This window comes from Streptomyces sp. NPDC002835 (assembly GCF_053591995.1).
In genome coordinates this window covers 1-14,381 of sequence record NZ_JBSFUW010000073.1, presented here as the reverse complement: position 1 = coordinate 14,381, position 14,381 = coordinate 1, and the positions used below count along the sequence as shown (strand labels likewise).

The 14,381-nt window shown below is 68.6% G+C and carries 10 protein-coding genes and 3 pseudogenes; 5 read left to right on the top strand and 8 right to left on the bottom strand.

Annotation, left to right across the window (positions count from 1 at the left end; translation table 11 throughout):
- Together ACWD01_RS36015 and ACWD01_RS36010 are read right to left on the bottom strand one after the other, a co-directional pair.
- A pseudogene (locus ACWD01_RS36015) lies at positions 1–77 on the bottom strand (LamB/YcsF family protein); the annotation flags it as partial.
- Between the two features lie 53 nt (positions 78–130).
- Positions 131–556, bottom strand: coding sequence for a D-glutamate cyclase family protein (locus ACWD01_RS36010; protein WP_451168027.1), 426 nt, complete (start codon positions 554–556; stop codon positions 131–133).
- 238 nt (positions 557–794) lie between these two features.
- Between ACWD01_RS36010 and ACWD01_RS36005 the strand changes: the two are divergent.
- The 3 genes and pseudogenes from ACWD01_RS36005 to ACWD01_RS35995 form a co-directional block, all read left to right on the top strand.
- A pseudogene (locus tag ACWD01_RS36005) lies at positions 795–986 on the top strand (hypothetical protein); the annotation flags it as partial.
- 128 nt (positions 987–1,114) lie between these two features.
- The gene (locus ACWD01_RS36000) at positions 1,115–1,417 is read left to right on the top strand and encodes a putative quinol monooxygenase (protein WP_451168025.1); all 303 of its coding nucleotides are present in this window, start codon (positions 1,115–1,117) and stop codon (positions 1,415–1,417) included.
- Positions 1,418–2,414: 997 nt separating this feature from the next.
- The gene (locus ACWD01_RS35995) at positions 2,415–4,016 is read left to right on the top strand and encodes a serine/threonine-protein kinase (protein ID WP_451168023.1); all 1,602 of its coding nucleotides are present in this window, start codon (positions 2,415–2,417) and stop codon (positions 4,014–4,016) included.
- Between the two features lie 1,020 nt (positions 4,017–5,036).
- On the opposite strand, the gene ACWD01_RS35990 is transcribed toward ACWD01_RS35995, so the two are convergent.
- From ACWD01_RS35990 to ACWD01_RS35980, 3 genes are all read right to left on the bottom strand, one after another.
- A complete protein-coding gene (locus ACWD01_RS35990) occupies positions 5,037–6,311 on the bottom strand; it encodes an ABC transporter substrate-binding protein (protein WP_451168021.1) in 1,275 nt (424 codons plus the stop codon).
- Positions 6,311–8,593 carry a sensor histidine kinase gene (locus tag ACWD01_RS35985; RefSeq protein ID WP_451168019.1) on the bottom strand — a complete coding sequence of 761 codons (2,283 nt, stop codon included), beginning with the start codon at positions 8,591–8,593 and terminating at the stop codon, positions 6,311–6,313. The genes ACWD01_RS35990 and ACWD01_RS35985 overlap by 1 nt, the downstream gene beginning before the upstream one ends.
- A gap of 1,554 nt (positions 8,594–10,147) precedes the next feature.
- Positions 10,148–10,906 carry a DeoR/GlpR family DNA-binding transcription regulator gene (locus ACWD01_RS35980; RefSeq protein WP_451168017.1) on the bottom strand — a complete coding sequence of 253 codons (759 nt, stop codon included), beginning with the start codon at positions 10,904–10,906 and terminating at the stop codon, positions 10,148–10,150.
- A 49-nt stretch (positions 10,907–10,955) separates the two neighbouring features.
- Between ACWD01_RS35980 and ACWD01_RS35975 the strand changes: the two genes are divergently transcribed.
- The gene (locus ACWD01_RS35975; protein WP_451168015.1) at positions 10,956–11,339 is read left to right on the top strand and encodes a DUF4406 domain-containing protein; all 384 of its coding nucleotides are present in this window, start codon (positions 10,956–10,958) and stop codon (positions 11,337–11,339) included.
- Entirely contained in the window at positions 11,336–12,013 is a 678-nt protein-coding gene (locus tag ACWD01_RS35970) for an NUDIX domain-containing protein (protein ID WP_451168013.1), read from the top strand. Before ACWD01_RS35975 ends, ACWD01_RS35970 begins: the two co-directional genes overlap by 4 nt.
- 36 nt (positions 12,014–12,049) lie before the next feature.
- Here ACWD01_RS35970 and ACWD01_RS35965 read toward each other — a convergent pair.
- The 3 genes and pseudogenes from ACWD01_RS35965 to ACWD01_RS35955 form a co-directional block, all read right to left on the bottom strand.
- Positions 12,050–12,282 (bottom strand): annotated as a pseudogene (locus ACWD01_RS35965) (IS256 family transposase); the annotation flags it as partial.
- Positions 12,275–12,505: an acyl-CoA carboxylase subunit epsilon gene (locus tag ACWD01_RS35960; RefSeq protein ID WP_451168012.1), complete on the bottom strand. Its 231-nt coding sequence runs from the start codon at positions 12,503–12,505 to the stop codon at positions 12,275–12,277. The pseudogene ACWD01_RS35965 and the gene ACWD01_RS35960, both read right to left, overlap by 8 nt.
- A gap of 77 nt (positions 12,506–12,582) precedes the next feature.
- Positions 12,583–14,160, bottom strand: coding sequence for an acyl-CoA carboxylase subunit beta (locus tag ACWD01_RS35955; RefSeq protein WP_451168011.1), 1,578 nt, complete (start codon positions 14,158–14,160; stop codon positions 12,583–12,585).
- Between the last annotated feature and the right edge of the window lie 221 nt (positions 14,161–14,381).

Below are 14,381 nucleotides of genomic sequence, written 5' to 3'. Positions count from 1 at the left end.
GCCTCGTCGTCGGTGAGGGTCCAACGCCCGAAGCCTTCCGCCAAGTCGGCGTTCAGGTCGATCACGATGTCTGTCACAGCTGTTCTGTCTCCTTGAAGCAGTCCGCTCGGCACGAGCAGCCACTGCGCGGTCATGCGAGGCGGTGGTAGTCCGTGTCACGAGCGTCGGTGATCAGCATGTACTCAGGCGCGTGCGTGATCGCGAAGGAGGGCTGCAAGACCATCGGCGCGGTCTGGGGCCTGACCCCACAGGCCCAGAACACCGGTGCGTCGCCCGGCTCTTCCTCTACCGGGTCACCGGAATCGGGCCGTGCGAGGTCCTTGATGCCCGGAGCGGCGGGGTCGCCGACATGCAGGGGGCTGCCATGGGCTGGCGGCATGAGAGCACTGGCGCGTGTCGCGGTGTCGACCAGGTCTACCGGGATCTGCCGCATGGACACGACAGCGGATCCCTTGATCCGCCCGGCCGGCCGGCAGTCGAGACCGGTTCGGTGCATGGCGATGCTGGGACCTTGATCCACGTGGCGCAGCGGTACGTCTGCCTCGGCAGTCATCATGGATGATCCTCTCGTCACAGGATTCGGCTACGACTGCTGCCCTGTGCAGTCCTGGCGTCAAGGTTGGGGGCGCGGCAACCGCCGGGCGCGGCCCAGAGGCGGAGTACTGGGGGAAGCGGGCGCCCAATGGCAGAGCGCTGCCTCCTGGCCCATACTAGAGGATCGTTGAGCAATCCAACAGTTGGTTCGTGTGCTGCTGTAGGAACGGCATGGAGGGACCGGCGGATGACGATCGACCGTGGGATCGACCTCGGCTGACACCGAGGTCGATCCATCGGTTCTCGCTGGAGACCGGTCGCTTTTGGGGCGCTCAAGCACTGCGGACCGCGTGGCCGACGTCCTCCGGACGTATCGCCAAGGGCTATCTGCTGCCGGGTGGCAAGCTGTCCGAGGTGCGGCCGGTAGTGAGGTGGACGTCTCCCGCAACACACGTGCGGGCAACAGGTGTGGCTCGTCGAACCGGACCGCGTCCTCCTGTCCGCGCCGTGGACGGCCGCACCCGCTCTTCTGGTGAGACGCCCCCGACCTGCGAACGGAGCGCCGCGTAAGGTCTCCCGCATGTCGCAGCCGATCCAGCTCATCATCCTGATCACCACACTGCCTGGCCGGGGCGCGGAACAGATCACCGCCTTCGACCGCCTCGCACCCCTCGTACGCGCAGAAGACGGATGCCTCCAGTACGACCTCCACCAGGTCGTGGACGACCCCGACCGCTTCGTCCTGATCGAACGGTGGGTTTCGCCCGAAGCGCTCGCCGCCCACGACGCCGCCCCGCACATGATCGCCGCCGACGCGGCGAACACGGCCTTCCGCGCGAAGCCTGCCGAGGTCATCCGCCTCGTCGCCGATCCCGTCGCCTGACCGCCGGTCGAACGCCACTGCGCCCTTGCTTCCCCCAGGGGGCGCAGTGGTGCGTACGGGTTCAGACGTATTGATCAGAAGCTCAGGGGGTTCTCGTTGAGGGTGTAGCAGACGTGAGGGCCGCCGAAGTGGCCACGGACGATGTGGGATTGTCGCCGGCGATGTCGGGAGAATCTGCGGGTCCCGGCGGTGAGTTGGGCTTGGCCGCGGGCCCGGTTGCTGGTGGGCGGGCTGCGCTTGAGGTCGGCGTTGGCGAGCTCGTCGGGGTTCAGCTCGGGCGAGCAAGCCGACAGGAGGTGCAGCTGGATCCTCCCGGTCTGTCGGCCGCCAGGTGCGGACCCTGCGAGAGCGCGACGTGTCGGGTCTGTGTTGATGAGGGCTTCCCGCACGTCGGCAGTGACCGATGATTGAAGGATCGTTGAACGTTCTGTAGTTTAGGGGGCCTGGCTACATGTCGCGACCCCGAAACCCATGGAGGCGCCTTCGGGGTCCCATGCAACAGGCCTCGCCGGCCTGCGGCGACGCCCCAGAACCAGGCCCACAGCGTCAGTAGGAGGGAGGCTGTCGAAGTCCCTCCTCACCCCAGCCCGGGCCTCCGGCATTCTGGTCGTAGGGCGTTCCTCGGTGCTCGCGGCATTGCGCCGCACGGCAGGGGAGTCGGCAAGACGGCCGGCATCGCGCTTGAAGCCTTTCCTGGCCGTAGCTGTAGAGGTGATCCGCCTGCCGTGCCGGGCCCGTCCTCCAACACCGCGGGCAGGCGGGGCGCATCGGAAGCGATGCGCTGCTTACCGGCCCAGCCGGGGCGGGGGTTCACCTTCCCGTCGGGCAGGGGCGTGTCACGTCAGCCTCCGTGATCAGGTGAGCCGAAATCGGCATTTGCAGAAGAACCCTGATTTCACCCGTTATAGATCGATGTATGAGCTGATGTGGTTACCAGGTAACCTGACCCCACATCAGCAAATGTGAGGGGAACGGTCCGTTGATCGGCGCAACAGACTTGATCGATAGGCGGTTTGAGCTGCTGGAGCAGCTCGGCAGCGGCGGGATGGGCACCGTGTGGCGGGCACGCGACATCGCCCTGCATCGCGAAGTGGCATTGAAGCAGGTCCGCTACATGGACCCTGCGATGGCCGCGGCGAAGCCTGATGCCGCTCGTGTACAACATGAACGGGTTCTGCGCGAGGCCCGCGCGCTGGCGCGCCTCAGCAGCCCCAACGTGGTGACCATCCACCACATCATCGACACCAAGCCATACCCGTGGCTGGTGATGGAACTGGTGGAGGGCGCGAGTCTCCAGGACCGGCTGGCCCATGGCCCCCTGACCCCTCATGAGGTGGCCAGGATCGGCCGTGACGTACTGGTGGCGCTGCGGGCCGCCCATGCCGCGGGCATTCACCACCGCGACGTGAAACCGTCGAACATCCTGCTGCGCCGGAGGGATCCCCTCCGGCGGTCCGGCTCCGCCGAGGGCCCGAGCGCGGTACTCACCGATTTCGGTATCGCCACCCTTCAGGGAGAGGCGGGCCTCACCCCCACCGGCGACCTGATCGGTTCACCCGAGTACATCGCTCCCGAATGCCTCAACGGCGGCGAGCACACCCCCGCCTCCGACCTCTGGTCGCTCGGAATGGCCCTGTACACCGCGGTGGAAGGGGTCAGCCCGATGCGGCGCGGCACCACCCTGGCGACCCTGGTGGCGGTCCTCCAGGAGCCGGTTCCGCCGCCGGTGAACGCTGGTCTGCTGGCTCCGGCCCTGACCGAGCTACTGGTACCTGATCCGCGGGCACGGCCTGACGCCGAACGGCTGGACGCCCTGCTCTCCACCGCTCTGGAGACAACGGGAACCACCACGGAAGCCACGAACGTCCGAAAGGCCGCACGAGCGGTGGCTGCCCGCCGTCCGGCATCGAGCGCTCGCCGGCGCTGGCCGCTGATCGCCGCGGCCGCGGTCGCCACCACCGCCATGGCTGCCGCAGGCGGATACACAGCCTGGAAGCCCGCTGCGCAACAAGCCGACGGCATACCGGGGGACAATCAGGTCCGGCAGACCGCGACGGTTCCCGTCCCAGCGGCCCGCCCGGCGGCGGTCAGTGAAAGTCCCGAGAAGACCCAAAGCCCCACACCGGGCTCCAGTAGCCAGGCCCCGGACCACTTGGGCGCCGCACCGCCGGCTGCCCCGGCTGAGACGACCCGCACCGCGACCGTGACCATGGCCCCCAGTGAGGCGGCCGTCGCCCCTCAGGATCCGGTCGACCCGGAAGTCTTCGCCAACGGCTGGATCAGCAAACTCGACGTCATCCCGTTCTCCTCGGGCCCAGAGGTCCGGGACCAGCATCTGACGTCCGTACGGGCACAGGTGCCCGAGGCAGAGGTACTGATCAGCGATCAGTTCGCCTCGATAGGCGACGGCTACTGGGTGATCTACGTACCCCAGCGGTTCCCCAACGGAGTCGAGGCGGTCGACTACTGCCGCGCACGCGGCCGCACTATTGCCATGGAGTGCGCGGGCCGCTTTCTGAGCCACTACTCCGACGACTTCCACTACCGCTGTCACCCCACCGAGGAAGGCGGCACCACAGGCCGCTGTACCCATCCCTGACGGTCGCGCAGTATGTCGCCGTCGGTTCTGACCGGGCGGGTCGAACGCTCAGTCGGCCCGGCCCCGGGCCGTGGCGGCGACCAGGCCGCCGGCTCGCGCGGGCGGACCAGCGGCCTGATCCGCTCATCCGATGCCGGATGCGGCGCCGGGAGTGCCCCGGGTCCTTGCGGCAGACGCACGAGGCCTCGACAATTTGCCTCGGCCAGCCCCTGGCTCGGCCTGTGCCGGGGCCAACTGGCCGACTGCGTCGCCGCCCTCGGCATCCGATGTCCAACACGATGCTCTCCGCGTCGAACGCACCCAACGGCGCTGCAACATCGATGACCTCGTCGCCGTCGCCCACGCCGTCCGTGTCTCGCCTTTCGCCCTCCTACAAGGGGCCGACCGCCTCATAGCCGGTTCGAGCCGAACCACCCCGCCCTTCCGCGGCCGGCACCCAGGTGACGCCAGGGATGTCACTCCACGCGCGCCAGAAGAGGACTGCACGTTGCGCCGATCCGTCATGCCGTCCGTCGGCCTCCGCGCCACGTTCGACGGAAAGGAGGCAGCCCCAGCCCGACCGGCTCCTTACCGGGCCGACGCCGCCGGACAGGATGCGGCCTTGGACGTAGCCGAAGGTGGTGGTCTTGAGGGTGCTGCTTCTTTTTTCCCGACATGAACGCGGCGGCCGGGGCAGCCCGCACGCGGGCGGCGGACCTGTACTCCGGTGCCGTCGGTCCGCAGCACGACACCCTCGACATCGGCGAGGAGAGCAGGTCTCCAGGGTGCGCAGTCGCCGCCGCGCTCGCGCCGGCGAAGACTCGTGTACGGCCTGTCACCGGGGGCGTGAGTTCTTCGAGCAACCCGCCGGGGTGTGCCGGGAGACCCTGGACCAGGCAGGAGGGAAACAGGCCGCGCGGGCCTTGGCCGGCCTCACAACTCGCCCAACGGTGCGGCCAAGGTTGTAAGAGGCTGCGATACGCGGTTCGACCGGGCTGCCTCGGGGCGGGCCCGGTCGGTGCCGGTGGACGCGTCGGCCGCTTACCCGTTGTCGTCCCCCATGGGCCAATTCAGCGGGGCCTGAGCTACATCGAAGGGGTACACCAGGCGGTACCTGGCGCCCTGGACCTGTTCCACGATGCCGCGTGCGCCTGTGTTCTGGTGGTTGTCGTCGAACTTCACGCCGTCCCAGGGCATGATTGTGTCCCGTCCCGGGATGTCGGTGTTCACCAGTGCCGACCGGATGTCGACCGGCGTTCGGGATCCGGCGCTGTTGATCGCTTGGGCGAGGGTCATGACGGCGGTGAAGGCGCGGGCGGCGTCGTCGTTCATCCGGGCGCCGTAGTTCTTCCTGTACAGGTCTGCGACGGCCTTGGCGGTGGGGTTGCGTTGGGCCAGATCCGCCGACCAGGCGAAGCGGCTGCAGACTCCTTCCGCCCCGGTCTGGGTCTTTTGCAGGAAGACCGGGTCCGCATGGCCGCCGCCGAAGGCGATGAGTGCCGGCGGGACGTAGGCAAGGGAGCGGAACGACTCGCTCAGCGCGAGGGCCTGTGCGGTGTACAGCAGTGTCAGGACGACGTCGGGGTTCGCCTGTGCCACTTCCCGCGCGTCGGCGAGGAGGCCGTCCGACCCGGAGCCGACCGTCACATCGGCGACGACGTGCCCGTCGACATGGGACGCGAGGCGTTCGATCATGGCGGCGCCGTCGTTGCCGTACTGGTCGTCGGTGTGGAGCACGGCGATCCGCTTGACCTCGGTTCCCGTGCTCTGGCGTTCCTTGAGCAGCGAGAAGACCACGCGGCCGTAGTCGAGTTCGGAGGGGCCGGTGCGGAAGAACCAGTCCAGGCCCCGTTCGGTGAGCGAGGTGGCCGAGGAACCTCCGTTGACGAAGGGGATCTTCAGTTCCTCGGACCGTGCGCTGGCGGCTTCGGTGACGGAAGACTCGTATCCACCGGCTATGGCGACCACCTGCTTGTCGTTCACCAGCTGCTCGACCTCGGCGGCGCCCCGCGTGGTGGAGCCGTGGGTGTCGGCCACCTGGAGTTTGATGCCGGCGTTGCGCAGGCGTGGCAGGCCCGTGCCTGGCCCGAGGGGGAGAGGGATCGCATGAAGGCCGTTGACGATCTCGGCAGCCAGTTCGGCGCCTCGTTGGGTGTCGGCGCCCACTGAGGCCGCCGGACCCGACATGGGCGCGAGGAAACCGATGTTCACGGCGTGATGAGAGGGGTCCGGCGCGTCCGGGTCTCCGGCGCAGGCGGAGGTGGCGAGCAGGGCGGTGCACAGGAACGCGGCGACGCCGGCAACTGGTCTTGGCATCAGAGGTGCCCTTCCGCGGTCGGTGAGGTGTCGGGGGTGCTGCTGCCAGGGTGCGGCAGGCCGGGGGAGGAGCTTTCGCCGGTGTGCAGCTCTCGGGCGAACCGGCGCTGGGTCAGCCATTCCTGCGGCGAGGCGAACATGGGTGCCGCGTCGGTGGCCTGAGTCGTGTTGTGAGGGAATTCGTCGTCGTGGGCCACAGTCGGCGAGGGGACCTGCACGGGAGCCCGGGCGGGCCAGGAGTCGGCAGCGTGCCCGTCGACCGACGAATGGAACTGCTGGTCGGTGACGTGACTGCCGTTGTGGCGGGAGGTGGCGAGCAGGCTCGGAGGAATGCGGACCAGAGCCGTGGTCCCGCGCTGGGCGAGGGAGGTCAGGCGGACTTGGATGCCGTGCTTGGCGGCCAGGCGTCCTACGACGATCAGTCCCATGCTCTGCCCTGTGCCCGGGTCCAGCGAGGAAGCCGAGGCGAGCCGCTGGTTCACCTGGGCCAGGTGCTCCGCCGCCATCCCGGTGCCCTCGTCCTGGATGGAGATCACCAGGTCCCTATGGGGGGTGGAGGTCGCTCCGCAGGCCACCGTGACGCGGGAGCCGGCGCCTGAGAAGTCCGTCGCGTTCTGCATCAGTTCGGCCAGCAGGTGCACCAGGTCGGTGACGGCGTCTGCCGCGATGTCGGCAGGCACCGTGGACCGGCAGTCGATCCTGGTGTACTGCTCCACTTCGGCGCTGGCGGCGAGCATGATCTCTGCCAGGGGCATCGGCTGTTCCCAGACGCGGCCCGTGTCGGAACCTGCGAGTACCAACAGGCTCTCGTCCGTTCGCAGCATCTGCGTGGCCAGGTGGTCCAGCCGGAAGAGGCGGGCGAGGTGGTCGGGGTCGTCCTCCTGCTGCTCCAGGTCGCCGATCTCGGCGAGCAGTTTGCTCACCAACTGCTGATTGCGGCGTGAGAGGTGGATGAACATACCGTTGATGTGCGCGCGCAGCGCGGCCTGGTCCCTGACCAGGGCGACGGCGGCGTTCTGCACCGCGTCGAAGGCCTCGGCGACCTCCCCGATCTCATCGGTGGACGCCACATCGGTGGGCGTGGCTCGGTAATCGTCGAGATCGTCGACGTCGGCCCGCCGCAGGCGGGTGAGCGCCTCGGGCAGACGCTCGTTGGCTACCTCCAACGCCGAGATACGCAGTTGTGCCAGCGGACGGGTCATGGACCGCACGACAGCGGTGACCATCCAGCCCGTGGCTGCGAACACCGCGGCCAGCCCGACCGCTCCCCACACGGCCGCACGCTCCCGGGAGGCGTGCGCCTCGCTGCTGACGGCGACCAGATCGCGGAGGATCTCCGCTTCCACCTGGCGCATCAGGGTGATCTTGCGGCTGGAGGCCTCGTGCCAGGCTGCGGGGTCGACGTCGATGTGGGGAGCCTGCGCCTGTTCGGTGGCTCGCTCCTGGATGGCGTGGGCGGTGCTGACCGGTGCGCCCTTCACGGTGTCGGCGTACAGGCTTTTCTGATCCTTGTTCGCCGTGGTGATGAACTCTTTGACGGATTCCTGCTGGCGTGCGACTGTGCCGGCGAATTCGGGGAAGTGCCCGACGAGGAAGGTACGTGTGGTGAGGATGCTGTTGAGTGAGGCTCGCACCCGGCTGGTGTTCTCCACGGCCTGGGACAGCGAGTTGAGGGAGTGCACCCGGGAGGCGGCCTTACTGCCGCCGTTGCGCGAGGCCAGTGCCGGCCCGAGATCCATCAACCTGCTTATGGTGGAGGTGTAGTTGGCGAGGATGGTGCTCTGCGTGAGGTTGGCGGTATCCACGGAGATGCGCAGTGCCGGTAGGCCGTGCAGTTCCCGGGTGATGGCCGTGAGGACCGTGAGCAGTTGCGGATCGTCGGTGGTGTCGATTTCGGTTGCCGCCGCGCGGTAGGCGGCGGCGGCTGTGTCTGCTTCAGCGCGTTGCTGCCGTGGGTCGGTGTCGGCGGCCTTGCGCCGGCCCGCGATGAAGGATGCGGTGACGTCCCGTTCGTCCTGCAGAGCCCGGACCAGGTCGAGGGCCGGCTGCTGGAGCCTGGCCATGTCGGAGAAGTGTCTGTGGTCGTCCACGTCGCCGATGGTGTGCGAGAGGCTCATGACCGCCATGACGCCGGCCAGCAGGCCGGGGAGCAGTACGACCGCGGTCAGCTTGTTGCGGACGCGCCAGTTCTCGGGTCGATTGAGGCGGCGCAGGGCCTCGAGGTCGGGCCGGTGCCCACGCCGGGGTTTACCTCTGGGGGGTCGGTTCGCTCTGGTGTGCAAAGGACGGAACCTCTCGTGAGTGCTGTTCTGGTGCCGGTCGAGGGCGTTGATCCTGTGGGTGGCCGTGGCCGTGGCCGTGATCGTGAATGCAGACTGTCGGGAACGGCCGGGCCGCAGTCGCCGGAGGGTCGTCTGCCGGCCGCAGCACACCTGCCGGTGGTCGATCCGTGTTCCGCACCTGCGCCGGATGCCGCCGGACGAGGTTGCGTACCTGGCCGCCGAGGCGGTGAGCGATGTGGGAACAGATCTGTGGGGCCTCGCGCTCATGTCCGGTGCGGCAGTGGCGGCAAAACGGCGGTGGTGGGCGGCTCGTGGCCGTGGAACACCCCGCGGTTCGGACGAGGATCGTGGGTGGTTCTCCGGCCGGACGGACCGTCGGTGCCGCAGGGGCGAATGACCGCTTCCGTGCTGTCCTGCGGCGCGAAGTCGGTGATGTCCTCGCCTTCCGCGGCGCCCTGTCAGGTCCCCAGTGGGATCTGCGGCCGGTCCCGGGATCTCGGCGAACTCGTGTTCAAGGCCGAGGTCCTGCGTGTGCGCGCCGGGAGCCGTCGCGTAGCGGCTAGCCGCCGCACGCCCGCTTGAAGGCCTTGCGGCCGGGCGGGGACATCGACCGGTACCAGGCGAGCGGACCGGTCACCTGGGCCCCCACGGTCGTCGGGGTGCTGGTCGGGCGGATGTCACGGTGACCTCACGGGGAGAGGGAAGGAACGGGCCAAGAACCTCTGGGGAACCGCCGGTGAAGCGCTGCTCCCGGCCTTCGCGATCGGGAGTCCACGCGTACCGGCGGGAGTCCACGTGTACCGGGCTCGGCTCGACGATGGGAACAAGGTATGGATCGTTGAACGATCCTTCAAGAGCTGTGAACTTATTTCTGCGAATTGGCGTCTTTTCAGGAAACAGCGCTACTTCCGGGTCGGCTTCACTGCATATCGGCGGCACTTTCCGGCCAAGTCGGCGGGGTTGCCCACGCGACGTGGCCATGGGGGAGCCGCCACACCCCCAGTCCGAGGAGAGCGCCTCGGCCAGGAAGAGGCCTCGACCGTTGCAGGGAAGGTCTTCCTCGATCGCGCCCGGGGTGCCGGACTCGCGCTGGACCGGACCGCCGCCCTCTCGTGCCCGCCGTCGCCGACTTCGAGCCGGACCATTTCGCCGGCCGCGGTGCGGATGCGGCGTACCGTGTGCCAGGCCGGATCCTCGTCCGTTGCCGTGGCAGGCCGCGTTGGTGGCCGGCTCCGAGATGATCAGTTCGGCGTCGTCGGTCAGATGTTGCAGACCCCACGCCTGCAACTGGTCGCTGACCTGCCGGCGGGCCGCTTGGGCGGAAATGGCAGCCGGGGGTCCACGTCGCATCGCCTGCCCCGACGTCACCAGGCCTCCTGTCGCTGCTGCACGGAAGCCCACTCGTCAGTCTTGACGGGCAACCACCCAGCGCGGGTGGAGCCGCGGGGTGTGGGGTGGCGGGGATGCGAGCAATCGTCAATTCCTGTGGATGGCTGAACCACGGTCGCGGGCCGGTGCCTTGAAGCTCCTGCGACCGTGTTCGGCCCATGGGTTTCAGCCGGCTGCCAGGACCTCCACACCGAGCGCCTTGAGCTGCTCGACGACCGCGTCGTGGGGGTCGGCGTCGGTGATCAGTCCGCTGATTCCCTCCCAGGGCAGGACGCGGAACCGTGAAGCCGTGCCGATCTTCTCGGAAGAGGCGAGGATGTAGGTGTCCGCGGCCCGTGCGGCCAGGGCGCGCTTCATCGCGGCCTCCTCGGCGTCTCCGGTGGTCAGTCCCGCCTGGGGGTGCACGCCGGTGACGCCGAGCAGGCAGAGGTCGGCGGAGACGTTCTGTGCTGCCTCGACCGCGGTGGCGCCGCAGGCGACCGCCGAGTGCTTGAAGACGCGACCTCCGAGCAGGAAGAGGTCCGCCTGCGGATGGTCGAGCAGGGCCGCGGCGATCGTCGGGCTGTGGGTGATCACGGTGCAGGCGAGATCCTTCGGGAGTGCGTGGGCGACGGCGAGGGCGGTGGTCCCACCGTCGAGGATCAGCGCACCGCCCGGCCGCACGAGCCCGGCAGCCACCGAAGCGACCCGCTGCTTTCCGTCCGGGGCCACGGTCTGCCGGGTGGCGTAGTCCACCACCGCCGGCGAAACGGGCAGCGCGCCGCCGTAGACCCGCTGGCACAGTCCCTCGGCGGCGAGATCGCGCAGGTCGCGCCGCACGCTGTCCTCGGAGATCCCCAGCTCGGCGGCGACGTCCTTGGCGACGATCTTGCCCTCGTGAGCGAGCAGACCGAGCAGGTGGTCGCGCCGTTCAGCAGCCAGCATCCGCACTCTCTCCTGTTCTTGCACGTTCTTGCGTGTATCGTAGCGCGCCATGACCGACAAGCCGATGCTCATCCTTATCGCCGGGCCCTACCGCTCCGGCGCCGACGGCGATCCGCAGGCCATGGCCGCAAACCTTGCCCGCCTCGAAGCGGCAGCGTGGCCGGTCTTCGCCGCCGGTCACCTCCCCGTGATCGGAGAATGGATCGCCCTGCCCGTCCTGCGCTCAGCCGGCGCGGGCCCCATCGGACCCCTCGCCGACCAGGTTCTCTATCCGACCGCCGAGCGCCTGCTCGCCCACTGCGACGCTGTGCTCCGGCTTCCGGGCGACTCCGCCGGAGCCGATCAGGACGTTGCCACCGCCCGCCGTCACGGCCTGCCCGTTTACCACGACGTGGACGAGATCCCCCGTCGCACCCCGCAGGAGACGGTGTGAACGCCCGCCCCGGCATCGACACCCCCGACCACCGCGGCCGCACTGGCCTCGACCGCGTCGGGCGTGACCTGGACCGCAACCCCGACGTCGTGGTTCGCGACGTGGAGCTCACCTCCCAGGGCTGGCACGTACTGCGTCGCACCACTTTCGACTACCGGCGCCGCGACGGACGCTGGGTCACCCAGCAGCGCGAGACGTATGACCGCGGCAACGGTGTAGTCGTCCTGCCGTACGACGCCGAGCGCGGACGCGTACTGCTCACCCGTCAGTTCCGCTACCCGGCCTACGTCAACGGCCACCCGGACGGCATGCTTGTCGAGGCTGCAGCCGGGCTGCTCGACGGTGACGACCCGCTCTCCGCGGTCCGGCGCGAGAGCGCCGAGGAACTCGGTGTCACACTCGGCCCGCCCACCCGTGTCCTCGACGCCTATATGAGCCCTGGCTCGGTCACCGAGTGCCTCCACTTCTTCGCGGCCCCCTACACTCCGGCCGACCGCACCGGCAACGGCGGTGGGTTGGAGGAGGACGGCGAGGACATCGAAGTGCTCGAACTGCCCTTCGCCGACGCGCTCGCCATGGTCCACGACGGACGCATCACCGACGGCAAAACCATCCTGCTCCTGCAGTGGGCTGCCCTTGACGGACCCTTCGCCCCCGCAGCGGGCACAGGCTGACACCGCCGCACCCCGGCCGGTCGGCCCCGCTACGGGTACGTAGTCGGTGCCGGGCACGTCGCGCTGCTGGAACGCGGCGTGGTCGGCCTGCCATTGTGCGGTCAGCCGGGTGATCGTGGCCGGCCCAGCTGCCGAGGAACTGATCCAGTGCGGCCACGAAGTCGCCCGACGAAAGGCCATGCAGGTACAGGAGCGGGAGCATCTCGGCGACCTTGGGGGGTGCGGCACCACGGCGGCAGTATCCCTGGGACGAACGCTCTTTCAGCAGACCAGTCCGCCGTAGGTGTTGTGGGGGAGGCCAGTCTGGCGATGGAGGGCTGGGGAGCGCACGGCCATGGCGGCCGCACGGTCGGCCCAGGCCGAACGCGGGGAGCGGGGCGGCGGTGGCATGTCGGCGGCCGCGGCATGTGTCGTACGGGTGGTGAGTACCGCGACGACCGCAGCCAGTTCCTCGGGGGTCGGCCGCCCATACAGCACTTTGATGGAATCCATGGGATGTGTACTCCTGAGAACGCCCTGAAACGGGATGGGTACCGGTCCGGTTCCGACAGGTGATCCGGACACGCGATCTACAGTGGGATGTTGCCGTGCTTCTTCGCGGGGAGGATTTCCCGCTTGGTGCGTAGCGCCCGCAGTCCGCGGACGATGTACTGGCGGGTACTGGACGGCTTGATCACCGCGTCGATGTCGCCACGTTCGGCGCTGGCAGACGGGTTGAGCAGTGCTTGTGCGTATTCGGTCATAAACTTGGCGCGCTGTTCCTCCGCCAGGGCCGCTTCCGCGACGTCGGCGGTGGACGTCTCATGCGGGAACAGCGGGCCGACGGCGGTGTGGGGCCCGGCCGCAGCGATCTGTGCAGTCGTCCACGCCACGTTGAGGTCGGCGCCCAGGTGCTTGGGGCCCATCACGTCGTACGCACCGCCGTACGCCTTGCGGGTGATGACCGTGATGAGGGGGACGGTGGCCTCGCCGTAGGCGTATATGAGCTTCGCGCCGCGCCGGATGATGCCGTTGTGCTCCTGGTCGGCTGTGGTGAGGAAACCGGGGATGTCCACGAACGTCAGTACCGGCACGTTGAAGGCGTCGCAGGTTCGTACGAACCGGGCCGCCTTCTCGGAGGCGTCGATGTCCAGGCAGCCGCCGAACTGCATCGGCTGGTTGGCGACCACGCCCACCGGGCGTCCCTCGACCCGGCCGAAACCGGTGAGGATGTTCGGGGCGAACAGCGGTTGCGTTTCGAGGAGTTCCTGGTCGTCGAGTACATGCTCGACGACCTGACGCATGTCGTAGGGCTGGTTGGGGGAGTGGGGGACGACGGTGTCCAGGTCCAGCTCCAGATCTTCGGTGAAGGCGTCAGGGTCGTACGGGAAGGCGGGCGGCTCTCCGCAGTTGTTCGACGGTAGATACGACAGCAGTGACTTGACGTAGTCGACGGCGGCCTCTTCGTCGCCGGCCATGTAGTGCGCCACACCTGAGGTGGTCGTGTGGCTGCGGGCACCGCCGAGCTCCTGAAGGCCGATGTCCTCACCGGTGGACGTGGTGATGGCGCTCGGCGAGGCGCTGAACATGAATGAGGTCCGCTCGGCCATCACCGTGAAGTCGGTCAAGGCGGGTGAGAACACCGCGGTGCCGACGCACGAGCCGAAAATGAGTGAGATCTGGGGCAGCACACCTGAGCAGTGCACCTGGCGGCGGAAGATTTCGCTGTGGACACCGAGGGCGCTCGTGCGGTCACCCCAGCCGGCGAGGCGGGCGTCGTGGATGCCGATGACAGGGCAGCCCGTCTTGAGCGCGAAGTCCATCACCTTGATGATCCTCCGGCCCAGTCCCTCGTCCAGAGCGCCACCCAGAACTGTGCTGTCGACGGCGTAGACGACTACCGGTCGGTCGTCGACCGTGCCATAACCGGCGACCACACCGTCGCCGGACGGACGGCCGGCATGCGGCCCTGCACCACTCAGGCGGTGCCCGACGGCCTCGTCGAGTTCAAGGAAGGAGTCCTCATCGACCAGTTGCTCCACACGCTCCCGGGCGGTTGTCCCCATCGACGGATGCTTCGCGGTCTCGTCGGTCCAGTAATGGACAGCCTCCTCCGGATCCGCGACGGCACAGGGGTCCTTCATCTCGGCGGTGTGCTCGGAGGTCATGGGCTTCTCTCCTGCTCCTGGTGAATGGTGGTGACATCGTGAGAGGCGTTCGGTGTCTGAGAGGCGTTCGGCGCCCGGGGCGGGCGCGGCCACGGAGCGGTCGGTCCTTGGTCCGGCATCAGTGTCTGATCTCGCAGATGGTGGCGCCGGAGGTGAGCGACGCGCCGACCTCGGCGGCGAGGCCCTTGATGGTGCCGGAGCGGTGGGCGTTGAGGGGCTGT

Coding starts and splice junctions, on each gene's coding strand:
- ACWD01_RS36010 (WP_451168027.1), bottom strand. CDS start 556: ATGATGACTGCCGAGGCAGACGTACCGCTGCGCCACGTGGATCAAGGT.
- ACWD01_RS36000 (WP_451168025.1), top strand. CDS start 1,115: ATGTCGCAGCCGATCCAGCTCATCATCCTGATCACCACACTGCCTGGC.
- ACWD01_RS35990 (WP_451168021.1), bottom strand. CDS start 6,311: ATGCCAAGACCAGTTGCCGGCGTCGCCGCGTTCCTGTGCACCGCCCTG.
- ACWD01_RS35980 (WP_451168017.1), bottom strand. CDS start 10,906: ATGCTGGCTGCTGAACGGCGCGACCACCTGCTCGGTCTGCTCGCTCAC.
- ACWD01_RS35975 (WP_451168015.1), top strand. CDS start 10,956: ATGACCGACAAGCCGATGCTCATCCTTATCGCCGGGCCCTACCGCTCC.
- ACWD01_RS35960 (WP_451168012.1), bottom strand. CDS start 12,505: ATGGATTCCATCAAAGTGCTGTATGGGCGGCCGACCCCCGAGGAACTG.
- ACWD01_RS35955 (WP_451168011.1), bottom strand. CDS start 14,160: ATGACCTCCGAGCACACCGCCGAGATGAAGGACCCCTGTGCCGTCGCG.